Origin of the sequence: Ilyobacter sp. (genome assembly GCF_041583315.1) — a bacterium.
Lineage (GTDB): Bacteria > Fusobacteriota > Fusobacteriia > Fusobacteriales > Fusobacteriaceae > Ilyobacter.
The window spans coordinates 1-24,125 of record NZ_JBFHGC010000002.1 but is presented as its reverse complement, the minus strand read 5'-3'; the positions used below and the strand labels follow the sequence as shown (position 1 = coordinate 24,125).

Below are 24,125 nucleotides of genomic sequence, written 5' to 3'. Positions count from 1 at the left end.
TATTTTGCTCCATTCTGAAGAGCGCAGTCTGTAAACCCACCTGTTGAAGCCCCTATATCCAGGACAATTTTGTCCTTCATATTCAGTCCAAAAACCTCGATGGCTTTTTCAAGTTTGAGACCTCCTCTACTGACATACTTCAGAACTTGACCTTTTATTCTTATTTCAGGTTCTTTATCTATTTTTATCTGTGTCCCTGGCTTTTCGATCTTTTTATCATCTACGATTACAATGCCTGCCATAATGGCTCTTTTTGCTTTTTCCCTTGTCTCAAAAAATCCCTGTTCTACCAGAAGCACATCCAGTCTTTCCTTCATAAAACACCTCTTAGTTTAAATTATTCAAAAATCTTACCATCATCCAGATATTTTATAAGGATTGAATTTTTAATAAGATTTCTAAATCCTATTTTTTCAACTGAATTAATGAGTCTTGAGGTTTCTCTTATTCTCTTTGTAAAAAAATCATCACCAATGGGAATTCTTTTATTTTTACTGTAATAATTTACGAGCTGTTTTGTGCTCTTTAGCCCCAGTTCTATCTTTGCTCTTTTCAGCCTGTCTTTTAGCATTCCGCTTGTACAGTCCAGTTTTTTACAGATTTCATCTGTCTGTAGTCCCTCTGCCATATATCTCAGTATCTCGTCAGCACCTATAGGGTTTATTCTATGGTACTTAGCCGAATACACGTCTGCTTTGTGTACTATATTAGCCTCTTTGGTACTAGGTTTTATCTTTCCCCATTTACCGTGGTGGGATATTACTATATGGGCTATATTTTTTTTGATTTCATCTTGGAGTTTTAGATTTGTTGCCTCCTCTATATCCTCCATGATTTTCTCAGCCTCTTTGATTATATAATCCGGCCTTTTTATCATCATTTGAGAATGCGATAATTTCTCTCCGTTGATCCTTATACTTCCCTTACTTATATCATGTATTATTATTCCTACGATGATTGCAAAAACATCGATTGTTTTCGAATATTCATCAAGGCCTATAAATTCTCTTTTCATCTCATCCTCAGATATTTTCAATACATCATAAGTATGTGTAGAGACCTTGACCCCTTGGTCTTCTACAAGCTCCAGTTGACGTACTAGAGGATGTTGAAGGAGAGAATCTATATATATTTGTGCCTTTTTATTATTTATTTGCATTTATACACCCTTCTATCCTATCAACTAATTTACTTCCCCTAAGACCATTGTCAAAGAGGAGGTCATCCCTTTTCCCGTGAGGTATTTTAGCACTTTCAAGGGAGATTTTATAAACTTTTTTATATAATCCCCTGTAATTTAAAAATTCTAAAATAGAAGTTCCAAAGGAATTTTTGTCATAGGCCTCTTCCAAAACAAAAATATTATCATAATTTTTAACATTATCAACCAAATAATCTTCATCCATGGGCTTTATGAACGCCGCACTTACAAGGGTTCCCCCTATACCTCTTTTCAAGAGTTCATCCTTGACTGCCATAAACTCTTTTAACATACTTCCTGTTGTTATATAAAGGTTTTTTTCACCCTTTTCCAATTCTTTCCATTTTCCAAACTTCAGGTCTGTATCTCCCTCTATATCATAGCAGGTAGACCTTGGTATTCTTATGGCCATAGGCCCGCTCTCATAATTCCTAGATATTTCCAAAGCCTCTTCTAGCTCTCTGCATGTAGTAGGTGCTATTACTGTGAATCCTTCTATACCCAAAAAGTAACTTATATCATAGACTCCCTGATGGGTTTTCCCGTCTTCTCCCACTATTCCGGCCCTGTCCACTATAAATCTCACAGGAAGATTTTGAAGTGAGATATCATGTATTAGCTGACTGTAGGCCCTTTGAAGAAAAGTTGAATATATTGCAACATATGGTTTTTTCCCTGAAATAGCTAGTCCCCCTGCAAAGGTAACAGCATGTCCTTCAGCTATACCTACATCATGACCTCTTGCTGGGAACTTTTCAAAAAAATTCATGAGTCCCGTGCCTTTTACCATAGCCGCTGATATTGCGTAGATATCCTTGTCTTCCTCTCCCATTTGACAAATTTTTTCACCAAATACCTGGGAATAAGATGGAGAACCCTTTCTTACATTTCCAGTCTGAACATCAAAAGGAGATATACCATGAAATTTTTCCTGGTTTTCCTCGGCAAAAGAGTATCCTTTTCCCTTCTGTGTCTTTACATGTATTAATATAGGTCCTTCCATGGTCCTTGCTTTTTCAAAAGTCTCAATGAGCTCTTCTGAGTCATGACCGTCGATTACTCCTAAAAATTTAAATCCTAGATCTTCACATATACTCATGGGAGCAAAAAATTGTTTTACAGAATGCTCCGCTCTTTTTAGTATGACACTTACCCTGCTTCCGATCCTTACTTTTCTTATGAGGGTTCTTACTTCATCTTTTATATTCATATAGGTTTTGCTCACCAGGAGTTTTGCAAAAAATCTCGAAAGAGATCCCACATTTTTCCCTATAGACATCTCGTTGTCATTCAGAAGAATTATGAGATTTTTAAATCTTCCCCCTATATCATTAAGAGCCTCTAAAGAGGTTCCGTTTGCTATAGATGCGTCTCCTATCACCACAATAACCTTTGAGTCTGGGTTTGCGGCTGCTATTCCGCTGGCAGCAGACAGCCCTGACCCTGCATGTCCTGATATGAAAGCATCATGTTTACTCTCTTCTGGATTCAAAAAAGGACTTATTCCACCCTTTTTTCTAAGGGTATGAAAAGCTTTGTCCCTTCCTGTAATAATTTTATGGACATAAGATTGATGTCCTACGTCAAAAAGTATTTTATCCTTAGGAGAATCAAAAACTTTGTGCAGTGCAAGAGTGAGCTCTACAACTCCTAGATTGGGAGCCAGATGTCCCCCGTTTTTACTTACCACCTCTATGAGTTGTTCTCTTATCTCTTGAGCTAGTCCTTGCATCTCACTTGTATTCATATTTTTTATATCCATAGAAAATTCCCTACCTTAAGCGAGCAGATATTTTTTCATCAGAAGCCCTACTATAATTCCCAGAAGAGCACCTATCAAAACTTCAAATGGCGTGTGACCCAGTAACTCTTTAAGATTTTCATCATGAATTCTTTCCTCTATTTTCTGAGTAAGCCTCTCTACTATCTTATTGAGGACTCCGGCCTGTTTTCCTGCAGCTCTTCTTATACCTGCTGCATCATACATGACTATTCCGGAAAAAATTACCGCTATTGCAAAATAGCTGCTTGACATCCCCTCAACTATAGCTATTGATGTTGCTAGAGATGTAGCAGTAGATGAATGGGAACTAGGCATACCTCCAGTTCCCCAAAACCTTTTAATATCTAATTTTTTATCAAAAATTATGGCACTTATTACCTTGTAAAATTGAGCTATAAACCACGCAATGAATACTACATCGATTATCCTATTCCCAAAAATTATCCCTGGTTTCATAATTATCTCCCGATATAATTTAGATTCTTCTCATTTCCTCCGAAACAACAGGATTTTCTTTGTTTTCCTTATAAAATATAAGTGTTTTCCCTATTATTCCAACAAGTTCAGATCCGGTTTTTTCTGCTAGTTCAAATGCAACCTCTTTTTTGTCCACTTCAGAGTTCTGTAGGATCTTTACCTTGATGAGTTCTCTTGACTCTATGGCCTGAAGAAAACTTTCCACAAGATTGTCCGACATACCGTCCTTACCTATTCTCACGATAGGGTCTAGGTCGTGGGCCTCTTTTCTCAAAAAATCTCTCTGTTTGCTGTTAAGTTTCATTTTTCTCCTCTCTATACTTCCATTATTATCGGTAAAATAACCGGGTTTCTCTGAATTCTATCGTAAAAATACTTAGATGCTACATCTTTTGTCACAGTTTTTAGAGCTGCCCATTCTGTGATCTTCTTCTCTTCATATGATTTTAGTTTTTCTTTGATACATGCTGCTGCTTCATTTATCATCTTTTCAGATTCTCTAGAATACACAAAACCTCTTGTAACTATATCAGGTCCTGCCAGTATCATTCCTGTTTCTTTAGATATAGTGAGTACCACTATTACCACACCGTCTTGTCCTAGCTGTTGTCTGTCACGCAGGACTATATTCCCTATATCTCCTACTCCCAGTCCATCTACCAACACAGCTCCTGCACTTACCTTCCCGGCTATTTTAGCATAAGATTTAGTGACCTCTATCTTACTTCCGTTTACAGCGATTAGTATATTGTCCTCGCTTACTCCGGTCTCTATAGCTGTTTCCTTATGTGCCTTTAGCATTTTATATTCACCATGGACAGGCATAAAATGACTTGGTTTTATTAGGTTCAGCATAAGCTTCTGCTCGTCCTTGCTCGCATGTCCCGATACATGTATCCCTGCTATCTTTCTGAATACCACTTCTGCTTCATGCTTGAGCAGGTTGTTTATATTGTTATAGACAGCCCTTTCATTTCCAGGTATTGGCGTGGCAGATATTATTACAGTATCTCCCTTTCTGAGCTTTATATGTTTATGCATATTTTTAGCTATTCTAGACAGGGCTGCCAGTGGCTCTCCCTGAGTACCTGTACACAGTATCACTACCTTGTCCTCTTTTAGTTTTCCTACATCATAGAGGGATACCATTAGCCCTTCTGGTATTTTCAGATATCCCAGATTAGAAGCTATTTCAAAAACTCTCACCATACTTCTTCCGTCTACTGCTATTTTTCTTCCATACTGGTGAGACACGTCTATTATCTGCTGAAGTCTGTGAATATGCGAGGCAAAAGAAGCTGCAATTATTCTTCCCTTGGCTTTTTCAAATTCTACTCTGAAGGCTTCCCCTACACTTTTCTCTGAAGGTGTGAACCCCTCTACCTCTGAGTTTGTAGAATCTGAAAGAAGAAGGTCTACTCCTTGGTCTCCAAGTTGTGCAAGCCTAGAAAAATCTACTCCCACTCCGTCTACAGGAGTAAGGTCTATTTTAAAATCTCCAGTATGAACGATTACTCCTGCAGGTGTTGTAACTGCAAGGGCATAGGCATCTGCTATTGAGTGAGTTACTTTTATGAATTCAACTGTAAAATATTTTCCTACTTTAATTTTGCTTCTTCCCTTTACTTCTTTCATCTTAGGAAGAATTTTTGAAAATCCTGGATTATCAAATTTCGACTTTGCCAGTGCTAAAGTCAGCTTTCCTCCGTACATAGGAACTGATTTATCGATTTTATTATACAGGTAAGGTATTCCGCCTATATGGTCTTCATGACCATGAGTTATGAATAAACCTTTTATCTTATTTTTATTGCTTTCAATATATGAAAAATCAGGAATTACCAGGTCTATTCCTAGAAGTTCATCATCTGGAAAAGTAAGTCCTGCATCTAGTATTATTATCTCATCCCTGTACTGAACCAGTGTCATATTTTTACCTATTTCATCCAGTCCGCCTAGAGGAATCACATACATCTTTTCCTCTTTTTTTACTTTTACTACACTAGATATATCGGCATTTTTCTCTGCAGCCACATCTTCCGTCTCAGTTTTATTTGCTTCTATTTTTTTTTCTTTCCGCACAACGGGCCCCTTTACATGGGCCTCCTTTTGTTGGTTTTTTATACTCATACTTTCCCTCCATAAATAATAGGAGAGTTTTAAAACGGTCCCCTACACTGTTTTAAAACCCACCTTCATTTTCTATTATAATTAAAATGTTCAAAAAAACTACTCTTTTCCTTTTAATTCAAGATACTTGTCTACCATGGATTTTGCAGCAGGACCGGCTATACTTCCTCCTCCTCCTCCTCCTTCAGCAAATACTACGAACACAACTTCAGGGTTGTCTGCCGGGAAATATCCGGCTACCCAAGCATGAGTATTCTTAGACTGGGAGTTTTGTGCTGATCCAGTTTTAGCGGCGACTTTTATACCTTGAGTTCTGAGGGCTTTTGCAGTACCGTTGTCCTGTTCCACTGTTGCTATCAGATCTTCATTCAATGTATCAAAATATTCTTTTGGAACACCCATCTCCATATACTTATCTCTCGGAGTATATTCCCTGTTATCCGAACTTTGAAAATAGTTAGCCACATGTGGCTTATAGGCATATCCTTTGTTTGCCATGATGCAATATGCCAAAGCTGCCTGAATGGGGGTCATAGTAAGGTATCCCTGTCCTATGGATAGATTTATTGTGTCTCCTCTATACCAACCCTCTTTTACATATTTTCTCTTCCACGATTCATTTGGCAGTCTCCCGGATTTTTCTCCCGGAAGATCCACCCCTGTTTTTTCACCTATTCCGAATTCCGTGGCAGTTTTTACTATAGGCTCATAGCCCATTTCGTCACCGAGTTTATAAAAATAGGTATTTACAGATTCCACCAGGGCCTTTCTTAGGTTAACAACTCCGTGGCCACCGGCTTTCCAGGATTTCCACTTCCATTTTCCCAGTTGATAATATCCAGGATCATATATAGTTTCATTTGGATTCAGACCGTTTTCAAGAAGGGCTATAGCAGTTATTATCTTAAATATTGACCCCGGGGGATATTCTCCCGTTATAGCTCTGTCACTTAGGGGTTTTCTTTTATCATTTGTAAGCTTAGTCCACTCTTCCGGTGAAATTCTAGAACTGAACATATTCAGAGAGTATGTTGGATAGCTTACCATTGTCAGGATTTCTCCGTTTTTGGGATTTATTGCTATTGCTGATCCCTGTAGTTTGTTATTTTTAAAATATTCCTCCATATGTTGCTGGAGCTGAGTATCTACAGTCAGATAAATATCTTTTCCCTGTTCCGCTTCTCTGGTTTTGAGTTTTTTTACAATTCTGTTGAGTGCGTTTACTTCTATATATTCATACCCTGCCTTACCTTGAAGCTGTAGATCATACTCTTTTTCCACGCCGTTTTTGCCTATAATATCTCTTTGGGTATATCCAAATTCCTTGAGTCTTTTGTATTCTGCTGCTGATATTTTTTTTACGTATCCTAGGACGTGAGAAGCTAGAGTGTCATAAATATATTTTCTCTTAGAATATGTCTGTACCTGTAAGTAGGGGTAGTCAGAAAGTCTTTCCATTATTCTATGAGCTTCTTTTTCATCAAGGTCTTCTAAGAGTATATTTTCTCTTGTATATGGGAATATTTCCCCGTATTTTATCCGCTTTTCTATATATTCACTTTCAAAACCTGTAAGATCGGCTATTTTCCCCACTATCTCATCGTCAAAATTTCTTTCTTTCAGATAGACAAGCCTGTATCCTGCCTCATTTGTCACAAGAAGTTCACCGTTAGAATCAAATATCTTGCCTCTCGGAGCTTCGATTCTTTTTAATTTAACTCTGTTTTTCTCAGAAAGATTTTTATACTTTTCTCCCTTTATGATCTGAAGATAAAAGAGTCTAGACCCGAGAAGTGCAAATATCACAACAACAAATATTTGAAATATGTTGCATCTGCTGTTATTATTTTTTCCAAGTCTCATTTCAAAACTTTTTTTTTTCTTCATTACATACTCCCGAAAAACTTATCGTCTTTTTTCATGTACAGATAATTAAAAACTCCGTATGATATCATTAGTTTGATCAATATGACAAATGTAAAATAACCTGTCTTCAAATATACCATACTACCATAGATTAATGTCTGGATTACCACAATAAATGGCAAATTGTATTTTTCAAAAGCTATTATTTTAGATACCATGTGAAACAACAGGTAAAATATAGTTCCCGCCATAGCAGCAGTCATGAAGCTTACACTCTGAAAAGATATAATAAATGCTACCAGAAGTATAAGAAAAATAGAATCTACATTTTTTTTATAAACCAAATAAGTTATATAAGGGATAGCTATAAAATTATACGGATAATCCAAAGCCAGACTATTTTCTAAAAATATGAGTATTAAAGAAAAAATATCTATCATTTTATCTCTTTATTATCTCCTTAGCTTCATTCCAGAGGACTTCAAGTTTATAGAAATCTCTAGTTTCTTCGTCCATAATATGAACTACTATATCATCTAGGTCTATAAGAACCCATTTAGCTTCGTCATATCCCTCTATACCTAGTCGAATCTCCCCTGACTCTCTGATTTTTTTATCTACCTCATCAGTTATTGCCTGTATATTCCTGTTAGAGCTTCCCGTACATATGACAGCATAGTCACAAAGCGAGCTTTCCCCTTGAAAATCAAGGGCTAGGATGTCCTTTCCTTTTTTACTTTCTATTGCATCGACTACTGTTTGTAACTTCCCGGTCATTTTGCCTCCCGAATTATTTTATGAAAATGTTTATTTTGTTTTTCAGCTCTTTATTTTCGACCATATTTTTTATCCCCAGCTTTTGGGATAGTTTATAACCTGTATAATAGTCTTGTCCGTTGTACTCGATAAAGCTCTCTTCAGCCTTAGACGAATCTTTATTGGCCTCTACGTTTTTATAACCTATTTTTTTCAATTTAGTCACAGTTTCATCTGTTCCTTTAGAATCCCCGAATACATCTATTTCAAGAAGCCCCTCTTGCTCTTTACCAAGTACAAAAACTACATTTGCAAGGGTAGGAAGACTTCCTTCCTCTTTTATTCTAAAGTACTTTTCATCTAGTTCTAGTATAAGTTCTTTCAGTTTATCTTCAGGAAGATCTTTATTCATAACATAGCTGTATTGTTCAAATGACTCATAGTTGGCACTGTTGTATTTCAAAGAGAAAGCATTTTTAAGCTTTTCCCCTGCTTCTCTTGCATAACCGCTTCTTCCGTTGGCATTTAATATATCAACGATGGCATTTTGTACCTCTCCGCCACCTGTCACTTCATAGTAAAGCTCTAGAAACATTGAATTCAGACTAGAAGTCAGAACATATCTCTTGTCTCCCATTGAAATCTCTGGGATATTTTTCATATGCTTTGTGTTTACGTCTATCTCTTTTCTCTTTATTACTTTAAAATTTTCTACCTTTTCAGGAAGTATCTCATTTAGTCTTCTTACTACTTCTTCGTAGTTTTTAGTGTGTACAATATCCCCTAGAGTCTCATTTTTATTGATGCTGATCTCAAAAGGTATTTTCAGTGATAGCTTCTCACCATATACTACAAAGGTGTTTTCCTTGCCTATTATTATATATTTATCCCACTCTTGAAGTTCCTTGTCGTTTCTTTTCCCTACATTGATAAGGAGTGTTACCGTTAAAATTAAAATTACAGAACAGACAAACACTAAAAATTTAACTTTCTTTTTATTTGATCTTCTTGACACCTGTTAGCCTCCCGTTTTCTACTCCAGATATTAAAACTTCAACTAGTTCATTTACTTTCCCTAAATAATCCACAATTTCAACTTTTATATAATTTTTGCTGTATCCGTATGTATTGCCATTTTTACTTTCTTCTACCAAGACCTCCATGGTCTCTCCCAAGTATCTTTTTTGGGTCGACTTTTGCATATTTTCTTTCAGTTTTTCTAGTTTTTCAGCTCGTAATTTCTTTGTCTTTGAATCTACCTTGTCAGTGAGCCTGCTGGCTGCAGTATTTTCCCTGTCTGAATACTGGAATATATGAAGGTCTGAAAACCCTATCTCTTTTATCACAGATCTGGTGTTTTCAAAGTTTTCATCTCCTTCTCCTGGAAAACCTACTATGACGTCTGCTGTGTATTCTATGTTTTTTACAGATTTTTTTAGTTTTAGCAGTCTTTCTTTTATAAGCTGACTATTATAATTTCTGTTCATACTCTTCAGAATCTCATCATCACACGACTGAAGGGATATATGAAGGTGTGGCATTAGTTTTTCATTGTTTTTCATTAGTTCTATAAACTTATCACTTATTTTATCCGGATAAATAGAACCTATTCTGATTCTTTCTATACCGTCTACCTTGGAGATTTCATCTAGTAAAGTTTCAAGATCCCCGTTTTCCGGAATATCTTCTCCGTAAACTCCCAGGTTTATTCCTATTATTATAATCTCTTTGAATCCTTCTCCTGCAAGAACTTCAGCTTCTTTCAGTATACTCTCTAGTTTTCTGGACCTGCTTTTCCCCCTTGCAAAGGGTATCTTACAGTAAGAACAGAAATTATTACATCCGTCCTGGATCTTTATATAGGCCCTAGACATCTCTCTGAGAGTTGAGAACTCAAGTTCTTCATATTCTTTGGCATCAAAAATATTTCTGTGTATAACTCGCTGTGAAGTTTTTTCAGCCTCTATATTATTTATCAGATTTATTATCCCGCTTTTATCACTGTTTCCTATTACATAGTCTATCTCTTCTATCGCTTCCAGGTCCTCTGCATTAGTCTGAGCATAGCATCCTGTGGCTATTACTATCGAATCGGCATTGTTTTTTTTTGCCCTTCTCAGCATATTCCTGGTTTTTCTGTCTGCTATGGTTGTCACTGTGCATGAATTGACTATATAGACATCTGCTTTGTCATCAAAATTTACCTCATCGTATCCTAGGTCTGATAACTGTTTTTTTATACTTTCGGTTTCATACTGGTTGACCTTACATCCTAGGGTACAAAACGCTGCTTTTTTATTCGAGATCATTGATCAAAATTCCTCCTACTACAATTGCCGCTGTTTCCGCCCTCAGGATTCTTTTTCCCAGGGTAACTACCTCTGCATTATTTTCTTGAAGGTAAGCCACCTCATCTTCTGAGAACCCTCCTTCAGGCCCTATAAGGTATAAAATTTTCTCTGGAGTTTTCCCCTTCTTTCCCAATATATCCTTTATTCTCGTATTTTCAGCACACTCATATGGAAGAAGCACCAAATCATATTGAGAATAGTCTATCTCAGAAAGTTTTACAGGTTCACTGATCTCCACTAATTTTACCCCTTGACACTGTTTCAAAGCTTCTTTAGAAACTGTGTCCCATTTATCTTTCTTATCCTTCAGTTTTACTATGGTTCTCTTAGTAATAGTAGGAATTATTTTACTTACACCTATTTCTGTGAGTTTCTGTATCACTAGATCCATCTTGTCATTTTTTAGAATTCCCAAGGCTGCATCTATCTTTATTGCAGAAGAATATTCGTCACTTTTTTTTTCATTTATTTCAGCAGTGATCTCTTTTTTTTCCACGATGAGTACACTACAAAAATACTCATACTCTCCGTCTACAACTCTCAGTTTATCGCCTTCTTTCATCCTAAAAACATTCTTTAGGTGATTTACATCGGCTTTTTCTGTTATTTTTATGATGTTTCCAGTTATATTTTCCTTTTCCACAAAAACACTTATCATCTGTAAAAACTCCTACATCATTTCTTTGTTGTTGATAAGATCTTCAAGAGTAGTCTCTTTCAGAATATCACTTAGAGCATTATCTAGTCTGCTCCACAGGCAAGATGTTCTGCACTTTTCTTCTACACAGCTTTTGCTCTCTGTGTTTTCATTGCAGTCTACGATCTTTACATCAGAATCTAGTATTTCATAGAGTCTGAATACATTGATCTTTTTAGGATCTCCTATCAGCTTATAACCGCCGTTTGGTCCTCTTTTCCCCTCTATAATGTCCTCTTTCTTGAGCTTAAATAGTATCTGCTCCAAATACTGCACAGATATATTCTGGTCCTTAGATATTTCTTTTATCCTTACCAGTCTGTCAAAATCTCTATTTTGTTCAGCAATATATACCAAAGCTCTGAGTCCGTATCTGATTCTAGTGCTTATTTTCATTTTTAATTTTTCTCCTTTATATTTAAGTGTTCATAGGCTTTCTGAGTTACCACTCTTCCCCTGTGGGTTCTTTTTATAAACCCTATTTTCACAAGATAAGGTTCGTAGACCTCTTCCAGAGTTTTTTTATCCTCTCCCAAAACAAGAGACAGAGTTTCTATCCCTACAGGTCCGCCGTTGTAGTTTTCAATTACTGCACTTAGTATCTCTCTGTCAAGTTCGTCAAGACCGTAAGAATCTATTCCCAGCAAGCTCATTGCTTCCTTGGCAAGAGGTCTTGTTACGACACCGTCCCCTCTTATTTCTGCATAGTCCCTTACTCTTTTCAGAAGTCTGTTGGATATCCTCGGTGTTCCTCTGCTTCTCAGAGCTATTTCTTCAGCTCCGTCCAGCTTTATGTCCACCCCTAGTATACTGCCGCCTCTGAGTATTATTTTTATAAGTTCTTCATTTTTATAGTAATCCATCCTGTGAACCACTCCAAATCTGTCCCTCAGAGGTGAGCTCAGAAGTCCGGCCCTGGTAGTAGCCCCTATAAGTGTAAAGTTAGGTAGCTCTATCCTTATAGAACGGGCAGAAGGCCCCTTCCCTATGATTATATCCAGCTCCCTGTCCTCCATAGCTGGATAGAGTATCTCCTCTACAGATGTATTCAGTCTGTGGATTTCATCTATAAATAAAATATCATTTTCTTCTAAGGATGTAAGTATTGCCGCTAGGTCCCCTGCCTTATCCAGCACAGGACCAGATGTTATCTTCAGGTTTACTCCCATTTCAGTTGCTATTACCCCGGCCAGAGTTGTCTTCCCCAGTCCCGGTGGTCCATAAAGAAGTACATGATCTACAGCTTCTCCCCTTCTTCTGGCAGCCTCTATAAAAATAGACATCTTTTGTTTGAGATTATCCTGCCCTATATATTCGTCAAATCTCTTTGGTCTCAAACTCTTTTGAATATCGACCTCATTTTCAAACTCTCCGGCAGATAATACTCTATCCATAATTTACTGACCACCTTTTATAAAAAATAACTTACTCCAAATTGCATAGCACCTATCAACGCTCCTAGGACTGCTCCTACAACCTCTATATGCCTCAGTTCATTTTTTGCTATTTTAAAAGTCATCTTCTCTAGATAATCCAGAGAAAACCCCTCCATTTTTTCCACTACCATTTTTTTTATATCTACACTTTCCTCTAGTTTGTTTACCACTATTCCTACAAACTCATTCTTGTTTTCCTCTATAGCTTCTTTTACAATAGCCTTGATCTTATCCATAAGTGATCCGTTTAAAAACAGCCCGGCCATTGGAAATTTTGCAATTATCTCTTTTTTCAGCTTAGTGTCCACTACCGTATCTACTATCTTATTTATCTCGTCTTCTATTTCTATAGAATCAAGTGTAGCTGTTATATCTTTCATTGATATCAGTTCTGCATCTATAGTTTCAGCTATACTTTCAGCTATCTCTTTTCTTCTCTTGGGTATAAGCCCCTGTATTTTAAATCCTAAAATATTTACCTCTCTGTGCGGTCTAAACAGCATTTTAATGGCAAAAAAATTAGTGATCCACCCTATTAAGGATCCTATCAGTATAATCAAAATTCCCTTTAGTAACATTCCTTATTTTCCTCCGTTTATCTGTGTATTACTACATACTTGTCAGTAAAGTATTCTATCATAATTTAAGGTTTTTTTCAATTCCCTTATTTTTTAGTAAAGATTTTTCTACATATTTTTTTACTCTCACCAGAGTAGTATAATCCCCTATACAAAACAAAGGACAGAGATCGACCCTGTCCTTTTTCACCTATTGTATTGCCAGCTCTTTTATAAAATTCAAAGTGGTTTCCCCTAGCTTGTTGTCATGTTCAAGTTCTAAGACAACTACATTTTCATATTCAAGGGTTTTGTACATATCCCCGTTGCTGTATTTTTTGTTACAGAGATTCTCTTCAGAGTTAAAAGAACACTCTTTTTTAAATATCAGTTCCTGAAGATTTTCATAAAAATAAGCCAGTACATCTTCTTCTGCTAAAGATATAGACCCCAATTCGTCTACACTTTCTTCTAAAAACTGATTTTTACACTTTATTATAAATTCGCTTCCCTCTCTAGTGACAGGGAGTATTACCAGGTAATCATCTTTTTTCAAAAATATATCAACCCTTGAAATTTCAGATTCATTCCACTGAAAATCAATGTTTTGTAAAAACCACTCAAATTTTTTAAGTTCATCAAAATTTTCGAAACTCTCAATCATTTTTCTGTTTCGTATCTCGTATTTCATTCTCATGTCGTTTTTCAGGCTGCTCTCCAGAAGAAATTTTGTTCTGCTTATATTCTTCCATTTTCCAGCCAGTTTATGAAACTCAGACTCTGCTTCTTCAAGAGAGGAAAACTTTTCTAATTTATATGCCTTTCTTCTTTTTACCATATTTATTTTTTCACTCTTAAACTTAGTTAGAATATATCTCAGCTTATCGCTGGAATTTTTACCTATACCTTTTTTGTCCAAAACCTTTAGATCTTCCATAGAAAGTCTGAAGTTTGCTACCTTCAGCACCTCTTCTTTAGGTTTTCTTCCGGCTCCTAAACGTGCTCCGCCTTTTGACATATCTATATCCTCCTAAACTAAACATACAATAATACTTGGCAATCTATCATACCATCCGAACTTTGTCAAACACAAGATGTTTTAAAGTAATACCAAAATTAATTATCAAAAGTTCTGTTTTTAGATTGTGTCTCGTATTTTTAAACTTATCCAATAAAAAATTAACTGTATTACATTATACTCCTCTATACCGCTGTTCAGATCTCTACAACTCAGTGGTAGCTGTAGACAACAAAACATCTGTCCTGTAAAATCAAGGCATCGGAACAATTTCTGTTTCCGATGCCTTGTAAAAAAGTAAATTAAAATTATATTTAAAACTACTTTATAAGTCCTTTTTCTTTAAGAAACTCTTCTGCTACGACTCTTGCAGGAAGCCCTTCTTCATCAGCCCTGTAGTTCATTTGTTGCATCTCGTCTTCGTTGATCTGCCCAGCTAGTTTTCCAAGTGCTTCTACTACACCAGGATGAGTTGCTGCAAATTCACCATTTAAAAGTGGTGCAATATAATAAGGCGGGAAGAAATTCTTGTCATCTTCTAATATAACAAGCTTATAAGTAATAAGTTTTCCGTCTGTAGAAAAAGCATCTGCAACATCTATTTTACCGTCTTTTAATGCAGTATAACGAAGTCCTCCGTCAAGACCCTTTTCACTTTTAAAGTTCATTCCAGGATAAGTTTTTTTAAGTCCTACCATACCATCCTCTCTTTCAAGGAATTCCATTGTAGCCCCAATTACTAATTCTCCAGAATGATTTGCTATGTCAGTAAAAGTTTTCAAGTTATATTTTTCAGCAGTTTCAGGTCTTACTGCCAAAGTGTAAGTATTGTTATAACCTAATGGATTTAAAAAATCTAAATTACTGTCTTCTTTAAGTCTTTTCTTTACATAATTATATACTTCATCTGGGTCTTTCAATCCACTCTCACCCAAAAGTGCTCCGTATACTGTTCCAGTATATTCAGGATAAAGACTTATATCCCCACTTTTTAGAGCTTCATGTGCGATTTGTGTTCCACCTAGTTCTTTTACATCAGTCTTATACTCAGTATGGTTCTCAATCATAACTGCAAAAAGTTGACCTAACACCCTTGCCTCAGTGTAGTTTTTATGTCCGATCTTGATTGTCTCTACCTCAGCTTCTTTTTTCCCACAAGCAGCGAAAACAACAACAGTCGCAACTAATAAAATGTTTCTTAATAATTTGATCATTTTAAACCCCCTAATTTTTATAAAAATTAAATTCCTAAATGCTATATAAGTCCTTTTTCCTTCAAGAACTCTTCTGCAACAACTCTTGCAGGTATTCCTTGCTCGTCAGCCCTGTAATTCATATTCTGCATCTCTGTCTCAGTAATCTGACCGGACAACTTTTCAAGTACAGTTTTAACCTCTGGATGCGTTCTTGAAAACTCACCGTTTATAACTGGTGCTGCATAATATGGAAGGAAGAAGTTTTTATCATCTTCTAATATTACCAAATTATATTCTAAAAGCTTTCCGTCTGTAGAAAAAGCATCTGCCACATCAGTTTTTGCGTCTTTTATAGCTGTATAACGAAGTCCTCCGTCAAGACCCTTTTCCTCTTTAAAATCCATTCCAGCATAGACTTTCTTCAGTCCTAGCATCCCGTCTTCTCTTTCTAAAAATTCCATAGTTGCACCGATAACAAGCTGATCAGAAGATTTTGCAAGATCAGAGAAAGTTTTCAAGTTATATTTTTCAGCAGTTTCAGGTCTCACTGCCAAAGTATATGTATTATTGAATCCCAAAGGACTTAAATACTCCAGATCATACTCTTTTTCTGTATAAGCATTTTTTACAAAATCATAGATAGCATCTGGGTCTTTAAGACCATTCTGCTTCAGTATGATGGCATACCCCGTCCCGGTATAATGAGGATAAAGAGCTATATCTCCACTCTTTACAGCCTCAAATGCAAGCTGAGTTCCACCTAGTTCTTTTACATCTGCTTTGTAATCAGTATGTTTTTCTATCATCACCGCAAACATCTGTCCCAATACTCTCTGCTCTGTAAAATTCTTATGTCCTACTATTATTGTTTCTCCGCCGGTTTCTTTTTTACCGCAGGCAGCAAAGACAACAATTGCAGCCACAAGTAAAATATTTCTAACTAGCTTAAACATTCGGTACCTCCTAATTTTTAAAAAAATAAAATTTATATATTCACTCTTATTTTTAATTCTACGATATAATTAAATATTTTTAACTCCAGTAGGAGTAAGTTTATTTTCTAAAAGACCCAGCACAAAATCCACTGATATTGCCAATAGTGCTGTAGGTACTGCTCCTGCAAGAATCATATTGTTGTTACTCATAGAAATACCTTTAAATATAAAGTCTCCCAGTCCTCCGGCACCTATAAGTGCTGCTATCGTTGCAGTACCGATATTGATTACCGTAGATATTCTTATTCCACCCATTATAATAGGAAGAGCAAGTGGTATCTCTACCATTGTTAGTATTTGAGACTTGGTCATCCCCATTCCTCTACCTGCTTCTATGATAGAAGGCTCTATACTGTTTATTCCTATGTATGTGTTTTTTATAATAGGAAGTAGTGCATACAAGAACAGTACAAATATCGCAGGTTTAAACCCTATTCCCATTATAGGGATTATCAGACCGAATAAAGCCAGACTTGGAAGCGTCTGAAATATATTCGCTATATTAAGAACTGTGTTTGAAACTTTTTTGTTTTTTGTTATGTAGATCCCCAAAGGCACTCCCACAAGGACTGCTAGTAAAACTGCAAACCCCGTTATCCTCATGTGCTCCCCTGTTAGTTTGATAATATCCGCACTTCTGTATTTTAAAAACTCTAAAAAACTTAATTTATTCATATCTTACAGTTCCCCTCCTTCAATAGTTGGAGATATTTCGGTAATTATGTTAAGTAGACTTACCGGAGTAATTGCCCCTACTAAGAAACCGTCATCGTTCACTATTGGTATTGATCTAAAGTTGATTTTTGACATTATATTTAGCACTTCCACCATATTTGTGTTCTCATGAACCATGAAATCCGAACTAGATTCCATTATATCTTTCATTTTTCTGCTGTGCATAGTATTTTTCATTATCATATTTCTGGTAACTACTCCTACTGGCCTTTGTTTTGATTCTCCTTCTTTATCTACTACTATCAGAGTATTTATCTCTCTGTCTTTCATTATCTCTATTGCTCTTGCCGGACTTCCGTTGAGTCCTATTTTACCAAACTTCTTCTTCATTATATCTTTAGCTAGCAACATCTCAGGAGTTTTCCACATTCTGTCTTTTCCTAAGAAATATTCTACAAACTCGTCCTTAGGATTTTTAAGTATTTCCTCTGGTGTATCAAACTGGATAACCTTTCCATCTTTGATTACCGCTATCTTATCTGCTAGTTTCAAAGCTTCGTCCATATCATGAGTTACAAAGACTATCGTCTTTCCCAGTTCATCTTGAAGCTTCATCATTTCGTCCTGCAGTTTTTCCCTTGTTATAGGATCTAGTGCACTGAACGGCTCATCCATAAGTATAATATCAGGATTTACAGCCAAAGCTCTCGCTATTCCTATTCTTTGCTGCTGACCTCCACTTAACTCACTAGGATATCTGTCATAAAAATCCTCACCAGGAAGGTCCATCAGTTCCAACAGTTCCATAGTTCTGGCCTTCTTATCCTCTTTTGACCATTTGTTGAGGGTTGGTACAAGTTCTATATTCTCCCCTATAGTCATATGAGGAAACAACCCTACCTTTTGTATTACATAACCTATATTTCTTCTCAGATCTTTTATATCCTTGCTTTTTACACTTTCTCCGTCTATTAATATCTCTCCCTTTGTGGGTTTTTCCAATAGATTGATCATCTTCATGGTTGTAGTTTTACCACATCCACTTTCTCCGATTAGGACTACAAATTCTCCCTTTTCGATTTTTAAATTAAGATTGTTAACAACTTTATTTTTTCCATCAAAAGTTTTTGATACATTTTTTAATTCTATCATCTTTTATTTTCCACCTCTCGTCTAATCATAATTCCAACTTAATAATATCACGTTTTTTAAAAAAAGTCAATCATATTTTGAAAAATGTATTTCAAAAATCAAAATTTATATTTTTGAACATTCCGTATCACAAAAGCATAAATCTCACTTCCTTCATAACCAGACACAATAGAGACTATTTTTTTACACAATATTTCTTAAAACTTTAATTCTCAACCCTTTATACTGCCCATATTATTAAATTCCTGCTTTTAATCTCTCACAAAAAAAAAGACCTGTTTCCAGGTCTTTTTACTACTCTCCTACCGTTCCGTATTTCTCGATAAGTTCTTGAGTTTCTTTCTTTTCATCAGCTATTTCAGCTTTTTTTATAGATAATTTTACTCTTTTCTTTACAGAATCAATCTCTATAATTTCGGCCCTTACTTCTTGCCCTACTTCAAATCTGTCGCTAAGATTTTTTATAAAATCTTTAGATGCTTGAGAAGCGTGGATCATTCCGTCTACACCTTTTTCCATTTCTACAAATATACCAAAGTCAGTTATGCTTGTAATTTTTCTGTCTACTTTATCTCCAACCTTGTAATTTTCAATTAGGCTGTCCCAAGGACTTTTTACAAGTTGCTTTATTCCACCTTTTATCTTCTTTTCACTGGCGTCAAAAGATAATACTTTTAGTTCCACTTCATCACCAATTTCATATCTAGGCTGAGTCTTTTCCCATGAGAAGTCAGACTGATGAACAAAGGCATCTATTCCGTCTTCTAATTGTGCAAATATTCCAAAAGGCTTTATCTCTACGACTTTACCCTTTACAACACTTCCCTCTCCGTATTTTGCTTCTGCTGTATCCCATGGATTTTCAGAAAGCTGTTTGATTCCAAACTTAAGTCTTTTGGCAGGTTTGTCCATCTCTATTACTTTTACTTTTACTAGGTCTCCCACTTTTACAAATTCAGAGACATTTATCTTCTTTTTATTCCATGTGAAATCAGAAAGGTGTACAAGTCCTTCTACTCCCTCTTCCAATTCAACAAAAGCTCCGAAAGATACTAGTTTAGTTACCTTTCCGTCTATTTCAGTTCCCACAGGATATTTTTCGTCTGCTGTCTCCCAAGGATCTTGAGTCAGTTGTTTAACAGATAGTTTCAATGATTTTTTATCTTTATCTAGAGATATTATTTTTGCTTGCAGCTTGTCTCCAGTTTTATATATATCGGATATCTTATCCACTTTACCCCATGATAATTCAGAGATATGGATAAATCCATTTGATTTTCCTACTCTTACAGATATTCCGAAGTCCAGAATATTCTTTACTTCTACTTCCATTATATCTCCAAGGCTAAGTTTGCTGAAAAACTCTCCCTGCTCCTTTAGAAGGATGTCTTTTCTTGAAACAAGTATTTTCTTTCCTCTTCTGTCTTCTTTTACATCTTTGATCATTACCTCTATATCGCTGCCTACAAATTTCTCTCCGTCCTTCATAGGTATCTCAGAGAGGGAATTAGGAAGAAAAGCCTGTTGGAAAAGTACATTTACAACATACCCTCCTTTTACCCTTTTAGCTATTTTACCTTTTACTATATCCTTGTTCTCAAAGGCTTTTACAAGTTTTTCCCAGTTCTCTTCCATATCTATTTTTCTTCTAGAACCGATCAGGAAATCTCCGTCTTTTGTTTCTCCCATAAGAAGAATCTCAACTTCATCTCCCTCTTTATACCCTTCTAATTCTTCCGTTCTTACTCTTACAGCTGTGGCTTGCCCCACTACATCAAGGTAGATATAGTTTCTGTCTATCTGAGAAAGTATCCCCTTAACTTTTTTACCCGTATCCTCGTCATCCGGCAGGTAGTCATTTAGTAGCGCCTCAAACTCGTCGTAAGCATTTTTATTATCAAACATCAATAATCCCCCTTAATTTATTTTCTATTTTTATTATTATTTCTTCTGGTGTTGAAGCTCCGGCGGTTATACCTACTTTTTTTATTCCGGCAAACCAATCCGCGCCTATATCTTCAGGTTCATGAACCAGGTAGGTCTTAGGGTTGATACCCTTGGATATATCATACAGTTTTCTTGTGTTCGAGCTTTTCTTTCCTCCTATGACAAGCACCAAATCTACCTCGCCTGCAAGTTTTTCAGCAGCTTTCTGCCTTACGAAAGTGGCTCCGCAGATTTTATTAAATATCTCTGCATTAGGGAAATTATTGTAGATATACTCCCTTATCTTCTCAAAATTATTTTTATTCAAAGTTGTCTGTGTTAGCACAGCGTATCTGCCGTTTCTATCAATACCAGAATCTTTCAGTTCATTTAGATTTCCAAAGATACTGACTCTTTTCCCAAAGGATATTATACCTTTGACCTCAGGATGCTCTTTGTCTCCTATAAAAATAGTGTCATAGCCCTTATTTTCCATTTCTACCAGTGTATTTCTTATTCCGGTAACAAAGGAACAGGCCGCATCATGTATCTCTACTTTTTTTTCTGACAATCTATCATAAATTTTCTTTATTGTTCCGTGGGCTCTTATTATTACAATGTCACCCTCTGCAAGATCATCTTCGTTTTTCAAGACTGTTTCCTCTTCCAGTATTTCGATACCCTTTTTCCTCAGATCCTCTATGACGTGTTCATTATGTACCAGCATTCCAAGCATAAAAATTCTTTTGTTTTTTTCCTTTATATAGAGAGCTTCTGAAAGCTCCACTGCTTCCCTGACTCCAAAACAAAAACCCATTTTTCCAGCTCTTATCACTTCCATCTCGGCCAATTACTCCTCATTGAATTTTTTAACTTCTATTAGGTCTCTCAGAGCTTCTAGCAAATGACTTTCATCCTCACCGTCAGCTTCAAGGATTAGAGTTCTCCCTTGCTCTGCTGCCAAAAGCATAAGACCCATTATACTCTTACCATTTACCTCTTCGTCATCGCATTTTACGATTACGTCTGAATCAAATGCACTGGCAGTTTGTACAAAAAGAGAAGAAGGTCTAGCATGAAGTCCGGCTTTATTTTTGATCTGTACCTCTATACTCTTCATAAAGTGTTCCTCCTAAATATTATATCACATAATTTTTTAATAAATCTTTTACTTCTTTTGAATCTCTGCAAGATAATATCTCATTTTTCAGTTTTCTTATATTATTCATATCGCTGTTTCTTATGAGATGTTTTGCCCTCGGCAAAAAAGAAGCCAGCATACTCAAATCTTTAATTCCAAAACTCATAAATGCTATTATAGCCATAGGATCCCCGGCCATTTCACCGCAGACACTGACTTTTTTTCCGTGTCTTATTCCGGCTTCTGCTACCATATTTATGGCTCTAAGTACCGCAGGGTCATAGCAGTCATAGAGGTGTGCCACCTCATCACTCAGTCTGTCTGCAGCAAGTATATATTGTGTCAGGTCATTGGTTCCTATACTGAAAAAGTCAACCTTTTCTCCGAAAACATCTGCCAAAAGTGCAGCCGACGGAACCTCTATCATTATTCCGACCTCTATATCATCTTTATAATCTACTTTTGCTGCCTTCAGTTCATCCTTGACCTCTTGAAGAAGCTTTCCAGCCTCATCTATTTCCCATAAATTTGTCACCATGGGATACATTATCTTTATATTTCTTTTGTAAGCCACTCTTAGTATAGCTCGTAGTTGTTCTTTAAATATACTTTTGTGTGACAGGGTAAATCTCAGACCTCTCAGCCCGAGAAAAGGATTCTCTTCGTTATTCATTTCATAATAGGACAGGTGTTTATCTGCACCTATATCCAGTGTTCTTATTATTACAGGTCTGTCACCACCCAAATCATTGTAAACTTTTTCATAAATCTCCATCTGCTTTGTTTCACTTGGAAAAAATTCAGAATCCATATATATAAACTCCGACCTGAAAAGTCCTATCCCATCAGGATTTTTCCTCTTCAGATCCAGCATATCCAGGTCTCCGCCCACGTTGATATGCAGGTCTAGTTTCCCACCGTCTATAGTTATTGCAGGAAGTTCTATTAGTTTTTCCAGTTCACACACTTTCTGATAAAGTTCTTCTTGCTCTTTCTCATAACTTTCAAAAACCTTATCTGTAGCATCAATTATAGCACATGAGCTTGATTTTCTGGTATCAAGTATTATTTTATCGTCCCATTCTCTCTGCATGATGCTTTTAGCACCCATCAAAGTAGGAATTCCCAGGGCTTTTGCCAGTATGGCTACGTGAGATGTTTCTCCGCCGTATTCAGTTATTATTCCCAAAATATTTATATTATGGTGATGTATTTTCAGAAGTTCCGTTGGGAAAAGTTCCTTTGTTATTAATATTTTTCCCTCTATATCTTCTAGCTCTCTCTCTTCACTCAAAAGATTGCTGATAAGCTTGTCTCCCACATCCTGTATATCCAGACCCCTTTGCCTGTAAACAGGGTCATTCAACTGGTTAAACATATCAACATATTTATCAATTACGCTTTCCAATATTTTTTCTACGTTTATCAAATCCGATGTTATTCGGGTATTTATCTCAGACAGAAGCACAGGATCATCTAAAATCATCAGATGAACATTTAAAATTTTAAGTTCTTCATTATTTATTCTTCCCTTGAGAGAATCTATCAGGAATTTTATTTCCTGTTTAGTTTCCTTCAGGGCGACCTTAAATCTGTTGATCTCTTCATCAACTCTGTCTTCATCTATTTTATATTCTGTAATATCAACCTTTTTTTTCTTTCTCAAGTAAGGCTGGCCTATTACAATCCCTTCAAATATAGATTTCCCATCTATCCTTTCCATGAGCATAACCCCTTCATAAGCATAATCACTTAAATACATTATATCCTATTTTAGTGTAATTTTCAATTTATTTGACTCTCTTTAATGTACAAATCTTAGTATAAATGAACCTTGTTGACACTTTATTTTCAAATCCTCACAATTTAACTGAATTCTTTTAGGATAATCATATTATTTATATCCTCTCCACATTCCTTTATTTTAATTCAAATCCGGTAATTGTCCTGACTTGCGTCTCCTCTTCTTCTCTCCCCACTGCTGTATCACCTTTCGTTCCCTACGTTTTTTAGTCACAACAAATTTTATTTTAGACTTTCCACTATATAAAAACATATTTTATATTCTTTTGAAATTTATCCTTCAGATCCTTTTTCTCAAAAAAAACAGAGGGCCAAAATCCCTCTGCTCTGATTATTCTATTCTTTTTTTAATTACATGTCCCGGGTGATCACTAAGTTTACCCCTGTTCCAAAAATATCTTCTGCTATGACATCTCCCATTTTTACAGGTCCTTTTGCTGATATGCTGTTTATCAGTTCCATGCATTTTATGTTCAGTTCTTTAGGTATTGCTCCGTCTGTTTTTACAGGTACTCTGTTGTGCAGACCGTCTGCTATTTTTATTGTGGAAGTTATTACTCTGGTAGGAGCTGTTAATTCTACAAATCCGTACTTTTCACCTCTGGGACATAGATTCCCGGTTACTTTATAGTCATTTGCTACGTCCACTTCCAGGTGGCAACCCATAGGACATACTATACAAATCAATTCTTTTTTCATTAAATATTCACCGCCCTTTTTTTCTATTGAACTCCAGCTATTGATATTTTTAACTCGTCTCCGACTATTTTATCCAGTATTTTCTTTGGTAATACTATTTTTTCCATTTCTCCTGGAGCAAGATGTTTTTTAGTCAGAGATACAAGCGTCTGATCTCCATCTTTTACTTCCAGTTTTACATCTCTGTAGACATTATTTACTCTCATAAATATTTCTAGTTTATCATCTATATTTTCCAGTCTTATCTTTTGAGGTACAGTATAGCT

25 protein-coding genes and 1 pseudogene are annotated in these 24,125 nt (G+C 36.0%); all 26 read right to left on the bottom strand.

Annotated features, from left to right (window positions below; genetic code table 11):
• On the bottom strand, positions 1–317 hold a 317-nt coding region (locus ABZA26_RS00245), incomplete at its 3' end, for an SAM-dependent methyltransferase (protein ID WP_372712508.1).
• Positions 318–337: 20 nt separating this feature from the next.
• Positions 338–1,159 (bottom strand): HD domain-containing protein, encoded by an 822-nt coding sequence (locus tag ABZA26_RS00240; protein ID WP_372712507.1) that lies wholly within the window; start codon positions 1,157–1,159, stop codon positions 338–340.
• A complete protein-coding gene (gene dxs, locus ABZA26_RS00235; protein ID WP_372712506.1) occupies positions 1,146–2,963 on the bottom strand; it encodes a 1-deoxy-D-xylulose-5-phosphate synthase in 1,818 nt (605 codons plus the stop codon). The genes ABZA26_RS00240 and dxs overlap by 14 nt, the downstream gene beginning before the upstream one ends.
• Before the next feature lie 15 nt (positions 2,964–2,978).
• Positions 2,979–3,440, bottom strand: coding sequence for a divergent PAP2 family protein (locus tag ABZA26_RS00230; RefSeq protein ID WP_372712505.1), 462 nt, complete (start codon positions 3,438–3,440; stop codon positions 2,979–2,981).
• A 19-nt stretch (positions 3,441–3,459) separates the two neighbouring features.
• Positions 3,460–3,765 carry a ribosome assembly RNA-binding protein YhbY gene (gene yhbY / locus ABZA26_RS00225; RefSeq protein WP_372712504.1) on the bottom strand — a complete coding sequence of 102 codons (306 nt, stop codon included), beginning with the start codon at positions 3,763–3,765 and terminating at the stop codon, positions 3,460–3,462.
• A gap of 11 nt (positions 3,766–3,776) precedes the next feature.
• On the bottom strand, positions 3,777–5,591 hold the full coding sequence (locus ABZA26_RS00220; RefSeq protein WP_372712503.1) for a ribonuclease J: 1,815 nt from the start codon (positions 5,589–5,591) through the stop codon (positions 3,777–3,779).
• A 99-nt stretch (positions 5,592–5,690) separates the two neighbouring features.
• Positions 5,691–7,478, bottom strand: a complete 1,788-nt coding sequence (gene mrdA, locus ABZA26_RS00215) for a penicillin-binding protein 2 (RefSeq protein ID WP_372712502.1) — start codon at positions 7,476–7,478, stop codon at positions 5,691–5,693.
• Entirely contained in the window at positions 7,478–7,897 is a 420-nt protein-coding gene (locus ABZA26_RS00210; protein ID WP_372712501.1) for a hypothetical protein, read from the bottom strand. The genes mrdA and ABZA26_RS00210 overlap by 1 nt, the downstream gene beginning before the upstream one ends.
• A gap of 1 nt (position 7,898) precedes the next feature.
• Positions 7,899–8,234 (bottom strand): ribosome silencing factor, encoded by a 336-nt coding sequence (gene rsfS, locus ABZA26_RS00205; protein WP_372712500.1) that lies wholly within the window; start codon positions 8,232–8,234, stop codon positions 7,899–7,901.
• A 13-nt stretch (positions 8,235–8,247) separates the two neighbouring features.
• Entirely contained in the window at positions 8,248–9,228 is a 981-nt protein-coding gene (locus ABZA26_RS00200; RefSeq protein WP_372712499.1) for a LytR C-terminal domain-containing protein, read from the bottom strand.
• Positions 9,209–10,522 carry a tRNA (N(6)-L-threonylcarbamoyladenosine(37)-C(2))-methylthiotransferase MtaB gene (gene mtaB, locus ABZA26_RS00195; RefSeq protein ID WP_372712498.1) on the bottom strand — a complete coding sequence of 438 codons (1,314 nt, stop codon included), beginning with the start codon at positions 10,520–10,522 and terminating at the stop codon, positions 9,209–9,211. Before mtaB ends, ABZA26_RS00200 begins: the two co-directional genes overlap by 20 nt.
• Positions 10,509–11,222, bottom strand: a complete 714-nt coding sequence (locus ABZA26_RS00190) for a 16S rRNA (uracil(1498)-N(3))-methyltransferase (protein WP_372712497.1) — start codon at positions 11,220–11,222, stop codon at positions 10,509–10,511. The genes mtaB and ABZA26_RS00190 overlap by 14 nt, the downstream gene beginning before the upstream one ends.
• A 12-nt stretch (positions 11,223–11,234) precedes the next feature.
• On the bottom strand, positions 11,235–11,657 hold the full coding sequence (locus ABZA26_RS00185; protein WP_372712496.1) for an Rrf2 family transcriptional regulator: 423 nt from the start codon (positions 11,655–11,657) through the stop codon (positions 11,235–11,237).
• A 2-nt stretch (positions 11,658–11,659) separates the two neighbouring features.
• Complete coding sequence (gene ruvB / locus ABZA26_RS00180; RefSeq protein WP_372712495.1) at positions 11,660–12,655, bottom strand: Holliday junction branch migration DNA helicase RuvB; 996 nt, start codon at positions 12,653–12,655, stop codon at positions 11,660–11,662.
• 17 nt (positions 12,656–12,672) lie between these two features.
• Complete coding sequence (locus ABZA26_RS00175; protein WP_372712494.1) at positions 12,673–13,275, bottom strand: DUF445 domain-containing protein; 603 nt, start codon at positions 13,273–13,275, stop codon at positions 12,673–12,675.
• 190 nt (positions 13,276–13,465) lie between these two features.
• Positions 13,466–14,272, bottom strand: coding sequence for a hypothetical protein (locus tag ABZA26_RS00170; protein ID WP_372712493.1), 807 nt, complete (start codon positions 14,270–14,272; stop codon positions 13,466–13,468).
• Between the two features lie 320 nt (positions 14,273–14,592).
• Entirely contained in the window at positions 14,593–15,486 is an 894-nt protein-coding gene (locus tag ABZA26_RS00165; RefSeq protein WP_372712492.1) for a glycine betaine ABC transporter substrate-binding protein, read from the bottom strand.
• A 41-nt stretch (positions 15,487–15,527) separates the two neighbouring features.
• A complete protein-coding gene (locus tag ABZA26_RS00160; protein ID WP_372712491.1) occupies positions 15,528–16,421 on the bottom strand; it encodes a glycine betaine ABC transporter substrate-binding protein in 894 nt (297 codons plus the stop codon).
• Between the two features lie 69 nt (positions 16,422–16,490).
• Complete coding sequence (locus ABZA26_RS00155) at positions 16,491–17,138, bottom strand: ABC transporter permease (protein WP_372712490.1); 648 nt, start codon at positions 17,136–17,138, stop codon at positions 16,491–16,493.
• Between the two features lie 3 nt (positions 17,139–17,141).
• On the bottom strand, positions 17,142–18,290 hold the full coding sequence (locus ABZA26_RS00150) for an ABC transporter ATP-binding protein (protein WP_372712489.1): 1,149 nt from the start codon (positions 18,288–18,290) through the stop codon (positions 17,142–17,144).
• A 294-nt stretch (positions 18,291–18,584) separates the two neighbouring features.
• Positions 18,585–20,195, bottom strand: a complete 1,611-nt coding sequence (locus ABZA26_RS00145) for a S1 RNA-binding domain-containing protein (RefSeq protein WP_372712488.1) — start codon at positions 20,193–20,195, stop codon at positions 18,585–18,587.
• Entirely contained in the window at positions 20,188–21,057 is an 870-nt protein-coding gene (gene ispH, locus ABZA26_RS00140) for a 4-hydroxy-3-methylbut-2-enyl diphosphate reductase (protein WP_372712487.1), read from the bottom strand. The genes ABZA26_RS00145 and ispH overlap by 8 nt, the downstream gene beginning before the upstream one ends.
• A gap of 9 nt (positions 21,058–21,066) precedes the next feature.
• Entirely contained in the window at positions 21,067–21,336 is a 270-nt protein-coding gene (locus tag ABZA26_RS00135; protein WP_372712486.1) for an HPr family phosphocarrier protein, read from the bottom strand.
• Between the two features lie 19 nt (positions 21,337–21,355).
• Entirely contained in the window at positions 21,356–23,080 is a 1,725-nt protein-coding gene (ptsP, locus tag ABZA26_RS00130) for a phosphoenolpyruvate--protein phosphotransferase (protein ID WP_372712485.1), read from the bottom strand.
• 431 nt (positions 23,081–23,511) lie between these two features.
• Positions 23,512–23,859: a DUF1667 domain-containing protein gene (locus ABZA26_RS00125; protein WP_372712484.1), complete on the bottom strand. Its 348-nt coding sequence runs from the start codon at positions 23,857–23,859 to the stop codon at positions 23,512–23,514.
• A gap of 23 nt (positions 23,860–23,882) precedes the next feature.
• A pseudogene (locus ABZA26_RS00120) lies at positions 23,883–24,125 on the bottom strand (pyridine nucleotide-disulfide oxidoreductase); the annotation flags it as partial.

Excerpts from the sequence above, each read along its gene's own strand:
- mtaB (WP_372712498.1), bottom strand. The coding sequence starts at position 10,522 with ATGATCTCGAATAAAAAAGCAGCGTTTTGTACCCTAGGATGTAAGGTC.
- ABZA26_RS00145 (WP_372712488.1), bottom strand. The coding sequence starts at position 20,195 with ATGTTTGATAATAAAAATGCTTACGACGAGTTTGAGGCGCTACTAAAT.
- ruvB (WP_372712495.1), bottom strand. The coding sequence starts at position 12,655 with ATGGATAGAGTATTATCTGCCGGAGAGTTTGAAAATGAGGTCGATATT.
- yhbY (WP_372712504.1), bottom strand. The coding sequence starts at position 3,765 with ATGAAACTTAACAGCAAACAGAGAGATTTTTTGAGAAAAGAGGCCCAC.
- ABZA26_RS00240 (WP_372712507.1), bottom strand. The coding sequence starts at position 1,159 with ATGCAAATAAATAATAAAAAGGCACAAATATATATAGATTCTCTCCTT.
- ABZA26_RS00210 (WP_372712501.1), bottom strand. The coding sequence starts at position 7,897 with ATGATAGATATTTTTTCTTTAATACTCATATTTTTAGAAAATAGTCTG.
- ABZA26_RS00155 (WP_372712490.1), bottom strand. The coding sequence starts at position 17,138 with ATGAATAAATTAAGTTTTTTAGAGTTTTTAAAATACAGAAGTGCGGAT.
- ABZA26_RS00190 (WP_372712497.1), bottom strand. The coding sequence starts at position 11,222 with ATGATAAGTGTTTTTGTGGAAAAGGAAAATATAACTGGAAACATCATA.
- ABZA26_RS00170 (WP_372712493.1), bottom strand. The coding sequence starts at position 14,272 with ATGTCAAAAGGCGGAGCACGTTTAGGAGCCGGAAGAAAACCTAAAGAA.
- ABZA26_RS00185 (WP_372712496.1), bottom strand. The coding sequence starts at position 11,657 with ATGAAAATAAGCACTAGAATCAGATACGGACTCAGAGCTTTGGTATAT.
- mrdA (WP_372712502.1), bottom strand. The coding sequence starts at position 7,478 with ATGAAGAAAAAAAAAAGTTTTGAAATGAGACTTGGAAAAAATAATAAC.
- dxs (WP_372712506.1), bottom strand. The coding sequence starts at position 2,963 with ATGGATATAAAAAATATGAATACAAGTGAGATGCAAGGACTAGCTCAA.
- ABZA26_RS00125 (WP_372712484.1), bottom strand. The coding sequence starts at position 23,859 with ATGAAAAAAGAATTGATTTGTATAGTATGTCCTATGGGTTGCCACCTG.
- ABZA26_RS00150 (WP_372712489.1), bottom strand. The coding sequence starts at position 18,290 with ATGATAGAATTAAAAAATGTATCAAAAACTTTTGATGGAAAAAATAAA.
- rsfS (WP_372712500.1), bottom strand. The coding sequence starts at position 8,234 with ATGACCGGGAAGTTACAAACAGTAGTCGATGCAATAGAAAGTAAAAAA.
- ABZA26_RS00175 (WP_372712494.1), bottom strand. The coding sequence starts at position 13,275 with ATGTTACTAAAGGGAATTTTGATTATACTGATAGGATCCTTAATAGGG.
- ispH (WP_372712487.1), bottom strand. The coding sequence starts at position 21,057 with ATGGAAGTGATAAGAGCTGGAAAAATGGGTTTTTGTTTTGGAGTCAGG.
- ABZA26_RS00230 (WP_372712505.1), bottom strand. The coding sequence starts at position 3,440 with ATGAAACCAGGGATAATTTTTGGGAATAGGATAATCGATGTAGTATTC.
- ABZA26_RS00160 (WP_372712491.1), bottom strand. The coding sequence starts at position 16,421 with ATGTTTAAGCTAGTTAGAAATATTTTACTTGTGGCTGCAATTGTTGTC.
- ABZA26_RS00165 (WP_372712492.1), bottom strand. The coding sequence starts at position 15,486 with ATGATCAAATTATTAAGAAACATTTTATTAGTTGCGACTGTTGTTGTT.
- ptsP (WP_372712485.1), bottom strand. The coding sequence starts at position 23,080 with ATGGAAAGGATAGATGGGAAATCTATATTTGAAGGGATTGTAATAGGC.
- ABZA26_RS00220 (WP_372712503.1), bottom strand. The coding sequence starts at position 5,591 with ATGAGTATAAAAAACCAACAAAAGGAGGCCCATGTAAAGGGGCCCGTT.
- ABZA26_RS00135 (WP_372712486.1), bottom strand. The coding sequence starts at position 21,336 with ATGAAGAGTATAGAGGTACAGATCAAAAATAAAGCCGGACTTCATGCT.